The 5,255-nt window shown below is 26.7% G+C and carries 5 protein-coding genes; 2 read left to right on the forward strand and 3 right to left on the reverse strand.

The window, feature by feature from the left end; genetic code table 11:
• The 3 genes from Q1J76_RS11800 to exaC all read right to left on the reverse strand — a co-directional run.
• A partial coding sequence (locus tag Q1J76_RS11800; protein WP_300370643.1) for a glycoside hydrolase family 10-like protein occupies positions 1-772 on the reverse strand: 772 nt, incomplete at its 3' end.
• Positions 773-896: 124 nt separating this feature from the next.
• Positions 897-1,244 carry a DUF779 domain-containing protein gene (locus Q1J76_RS11805; RefSeq protein WP_300370646.1) on the reverse strand — a complete coding sequence of 116 codons (348 nt, stop codon included), beginning with the start codon at positions 1,242-1,244 and terminating at the stop codon, positions 897-899.
• A 92-nt stretch (positions 1,245-1,336) separates the two neighbouring features.
• Entirely contained in the window at positions 1,337-2,845 is a 1,509-nt protein-coding gene (gene exaC, locus Q1J76_RS11810) for an acetaldehyde dehydrogenase ExaC (RefSeq protein WP_300370649.1), read from the reverse strand.
• A gap of 238 nt (positions 2,846-3,083) precedes the next feature.
• On the opposite strand from exaC, the gene Q1J76_RS11815 reads away from it, so the two are divergent.
• Positions 3,084-3,794: a type II restriction endonuclease gene (locus tag Q1J76_RS11815; protein ID WP_300370652.1), complete on the forward strand. Its 711-nt coding sequence runs from the start codon at positions 3,084-3,086 to the stop codon at positions 3,792-3,794.
• A gap of 38 nt (positions 3,795-3,832) precedes the next feature.
• Entirely contained in the window at positions 3,833-5,056 is a 1,224-nt protein-coding gene (locus tag Q1J76_RS11820) for an HsdM family class I SAM-dependent methyltransferase (protein ID WP_300370655.1), read from the forward strand.
• The last annotated feature ends 199 nt before the right edge of the window (positions 5,057-5,255 follow it).

Genomic DNA, 5,255 nt, shown 5'->3' on the forward strand with positions numbered 1-5,255 from the left:
ATCCTCTTTTTGTACCGTATTTTTCAGCACTTGTTTCATCAGGCCAGTCTTTATATGTTTTTCCTCTTGCTGCATTCTGATAAAAATAATCATCAAAATGTATTCCATCAATATCATAATTTTCAACTACTTCTATTACAGAGTCCTTTATATATTTTGCACTGATAGGCTCTCCTGGGTCCAGATAAAGTCTATTATCATACCAATATATAGGTTTTAAATTATTTGAAACATAAGTATGAATGAAATTCTTTTCGGCAAATTGTTCTTGATAGCTTTTATTTTTATTGTAGTTTAATGACATTCTGTACGGATTAAACCAGGCATGAACTTCTAAATTTCTTTTATGAGCTTCTTCAATAATAAATTCAAGCATATCAGTTTTGAAAGGATAATCATCTCTTTCATTAGTTGGATTAGAACCAAAGAAATACCTTGTTGTAGGATTTATTTTTGATGGAAATATTACTCCTGCATCTGGTTTTACTTGAATAAATATAGCATTAAAATTATTATTATATAATGTATCTAAATGTTTTATAATAAGTTTTTTTTGTTCTGATTCGCTTCCTCCTTTAAGAGGCCAATCAATATTTACAATTGAAGAAATCCATGCAGCTCTAAATTCCCTGTAAATAGGATTGCTACTTCTATCTTCATTGATATTTTTTGCAAGCATTTTTCTTACATTATTTGGTATAATAATATTCAAAGTTTGACATGATGATATTAGTAGTATAGTTAAAGATATTGTGATAATGATTTTCTTCATAGTTTTATTTTAATTATTTATATATAATTTTGAAGATTATATATTCAATAATAATAACAGTCAATATCTAACATATTATTGATTTTATATATTGATATGTATTATATAAAAATGTGAAATAATATTATTTAATTTGTGTTTCAAGAACGAATTTTTTACCGCTTCCATACTCTAATGAAAATTCGCTTCCATTTCCATTAAGAGTTTTTATATAAATAGTAGAATTTTCAAAGTTAACATAATTATTTTGATGAGTGTAAATTTTAGTATTTTCTATAGCTCCCAAAAGAATATCATTTTCTCCAATCTTAAAATCATTTTCTTCAGAACATAAAAGCATAGTGCCATCACAACATCCGCAGGATATATGAAATATTATATTTCCATTTTCTTCTTTCAATTCTTTTATTAATTCTACAGTATTATCATCTGCTATAATTTTTATTTTATTATCATTTATATTATCACTCATAAATGAACTCTCTATAATTATATTTAATATTATTTAGGATTACATTAATAATATTAATGCAATCCTAAAAACATTTTAATTATTAATTTATATTAGAAGAAACCTAATTTTTTAGGAGAATAACTTACCAAAATATTTTTTGTTTGCTGATAATGATTAAGCATCATTTTATGAGTTTCTCTTCCTATACCTGATTGTTTATATCCTCCGAATGCCGCATGAGCAGGATAAGTATGATAACAGTTAGTCCAAACTCTTCCAGCTTTAATATCTCTTCCAAAACGATATGCTTTATTTATATTACGTGTCCAAATACCAGCACCAAGTCCGTACATAGTGTCATTAGCTATTTCTAATGCTTCTTCATAAGTTTTGAATGTAGTTACAGATAAAACAGGTCCGAAAATTTCTTCTCTGAAAATCCTCATACTGTTATTACCTTTAAATATTGTAGGCTGTACATAGAATCCATTAGCTAATTCTCCTCCCAACATATTTCTTTCGCCGCCTATTAAAACTTCAGCACCTTCTTCTTTACCTATTTTTAAGTATTCAGTAATTTTATTTATTTGATCTTCACTTGCCTGAGCTCCCATCATAGTATCAATATCTAGAGGATTTCCAATTTTTATAGCTTTTACTCTTTCTAGAACTCTAGCCATAAATTTATCGTATATCTTTTCATGTATTAATGCTCTTGAAGGGCAGGTACAAACTTCCCCCTGATTGAATGCAAATAGAACAAGTCCTTCAATAGCTTTATCTAAAAAATCATCATCAGTATCCATTACATCTTCAAAGAATATATTAGGAGATTTTCCTCCAAGCTCTAATGTTACAGGAATAATATTTTCTGTAGCAAATTGCATTATCTGTCTTCCTACACTTGTAGAACCAGTGAATGCTACTTTAGAAATTTTAGGGCTTGTAGCCAATTTCTTACCAATTTTTCCGCCACTTCCATTAACAACATTCAAAACACCTTTAGGTATTAAATCTCCTATAACTTCCATGAGAACAAGAATACTTGCAGGAGTAGGACTTGCAGGTTTTAATACTATGCAGTTTCCAGCAGCCATGGCAGGTGCTATTTTCCAAGCAGCCATAAGTAAAGGGAAATTCCAAGGTATAATTTGTCCTACCACTCCCAATGGTTCATGAAAATGATATGCTACTGTATCATTATCAATTTCACTTATAGTTCCTTCCTGAGTTCTTATTGCACTTGCAAAATATCTGAAATGATCTGCAGATAGAGGTATATCAGCATTTAAAGTTTCTCTTATAGGTTTTCCATTATCCCAAGTTTCAGCATAGGCTAATAATTCTAAATTTTCTTCTATTCTTTCAGCTATCTTTATTAAAATATTAGCTCTTTCTGTAGGAGAAGTTTTTGCCCAAGCATCTTTGGCGATATGGGCAGCATCAAGAGCTAAATCTATATCTTCATCACTGGACAAAGGTACTTTATTTATAACTATACCATTTATAGGACTTATATTATCTATGTATTTACAACTTTTAGGTGCTACCCATTCTCCTCCTATATAATTTTCATATTGTTTTTTGAACACATTTGAAAATTCCCTGTATTTACTCATGACTATAACCTCCCTTTTTATTTCTTATATAATTAATAGTATATAAAATAAATGTTCTTATTCAAGTTCATTTGAACATTATTTTAAAAAATCAAAAATGATTATAAGTTTTATTATTTATCTTTTAAATTTTAATGTTCTTGTTTTGTCTTTTATTTATTATATTAATATTTAATGATATTATGTATGTTTTTATTAATAACTTGACAATAAATAGCTTTTTGTATATATTTTCAGAATGCTTAGCGATATATTTATAGATATACAAAAAAATAAGAAAGAATGGCTTAAAAGCAAAGAGGGTAATGAATTTGAGGATAGATTTGAAGCCTCTTTAAAAAAATATTGCTTTAATAGAAGAATGTCATCTGATAAAGAAATTAAAGATATACTTTCAAATATAAAAAATGATATTTTAAATAAAAGCTCTGATAAAATCATAGATAATATTTATGCAATTGCAGATAAGAGTATGGAAAATTGTTTTGTATGTCAGCCCTATGGCAGTCAGAATTTTCCAGACTTTTTAATATTTACAGCTAAAAAAATTATGGCTATAGAGATAAAATATAGTAGCGGAAAATCATCAAGTCCTATGTGGAACAGCAATCTTCCAAAATCTAATGCCATTTATATATTTGGTTCTTACGGCAGGGGAGATGTTACTTTCTTTATAGGTGATGATGTACTTCCTATGAATGAGCGTAATGAACTAATAGCATTTTTTGAAGAGATAAAAAAGCTTGAAGATAATTTTAAAAGCAAAATGAAAAAAGAAAGTAAGAGTAATTTATTTGCATATAAATTCGATAGAGGATTTAATGTTTATGTAAGACGTGCTTATGAGCAGAATAAAACTATAAATGAGAATGCTAATATAGATTATTTTATTCATGAAGATAGAATAAAATGCGAAAATAATGTAATAGAGTTTTGTAAGAATTTATAAATAAGTGAAAAATATAGTTATTGAATTGAGAGATAAATATGTATAAGGAATACTCTAAAGAAAGTATTAATTATCTTAAAAATACAGATATAGAAAAAAGAAAAAGATTAGGGCAGTACTTCACTCCGAAAAGTATAAGAGATTTGCTTTTATCTCAATTAATATCTATTTCTCAAAAAAAAGATAATGTAAAAATACTTGATCCAGCTTGCGGAAGCGGAGAGTTTCTTTTATCATGCAATGAATATTTTAATAGTCCTTATTTGTACGGATTTGATATTGATAATAAATTAGCAGATATATCAAAAAAATTAGTAAATAATGCCGATATAAAATGTTTGGATACTTTGAAATTTGATACTGAAAGCTCTATTAAATATGATTATGTGATAGGCAATCCTCCTTATTTTGAATTCAAGCCCGATAAAGAACTTAAGAAAAAACATGATGATATAATAAACGGCAGAGTTAATATATTTTCTATATTTATAAAATTAGGTTTAGAACTTCTTAAAGATGAAGGGTATTTGGCTTATATTGTGCCTCCTTCTATGAATAACGGGGCTTTTTTTAGTAAATTAAGAGAATATATAATAAAGCATAGCAATGTAGAATATTTGCATATAGTTGATGGTTCTGATAATTTTTATATGGCTAATCAAAAAGTTATGCTTTTAATACTAAAAAAAATAAATAATCATAAAAATAAAAAATATATATTCTCAAAAAATGATATTACAATATTTACAGAGGATAAAACTTTTTTGAATAAAGCTTATAAAGATACTGTAAGCTTAAAAGAAATAGGTTATGAGGTTAAGACTGGAAGTATTGCTTGGAATAAATATAAAGAAAATCTTACTGATGATAAAAATAATTCTATACCTTTAATATATTCTTCTAATATAGTTGATGGAAAAATATTAATGCCTAATAAAAGAAAACTTCAGTATATAAGAAATATTTCTCAAGATTTAATAATAAAAAATAATGTTATAGCAGTTAATAGGGTTACAGGCTCTCATAAAAACATTAATATAAAATCTGCAATAGTAAGAGAGAAAGAATTTGTATGCGAAAATCATGTCAATATTATATATCCTTTAAGTAGTTACAATAAAGATTATAGTTTAGAATATATTTATAATGCTTTAAATGATGAAACAAATATAAAGGTATTAAGTCTTATAACAGGAAACACTCAGGTATCAAAAACTGAACTTGAAAGACTGCTTCCTATAAAGATTATTAATAAGGTATAATATCATGAAATATAAGACAAGCTATAAATTCTGATTATTAGATTATATAAAAGATAAAAATATAAATAAAAAACTTCTTGATGGAGAAATAAGATTATCGAAGAGCTGAAAGCATTATGGGGGAGGAAAGAAAGCGGAAAAGAAATAGGCATACTATTAGACAGTATTTTTGATGTAGCAGGCGGATATATAGACTTAC

Origin of the sequence: Brachyspira sp. (genome assembly GCF_029258575.1) — a bacterium.
Taxonomy (GTDB): Bacteria; Spirochaetota; Brachyspiria; order Brachyspirales; family Brachyspiraceae; genus Brachyspira.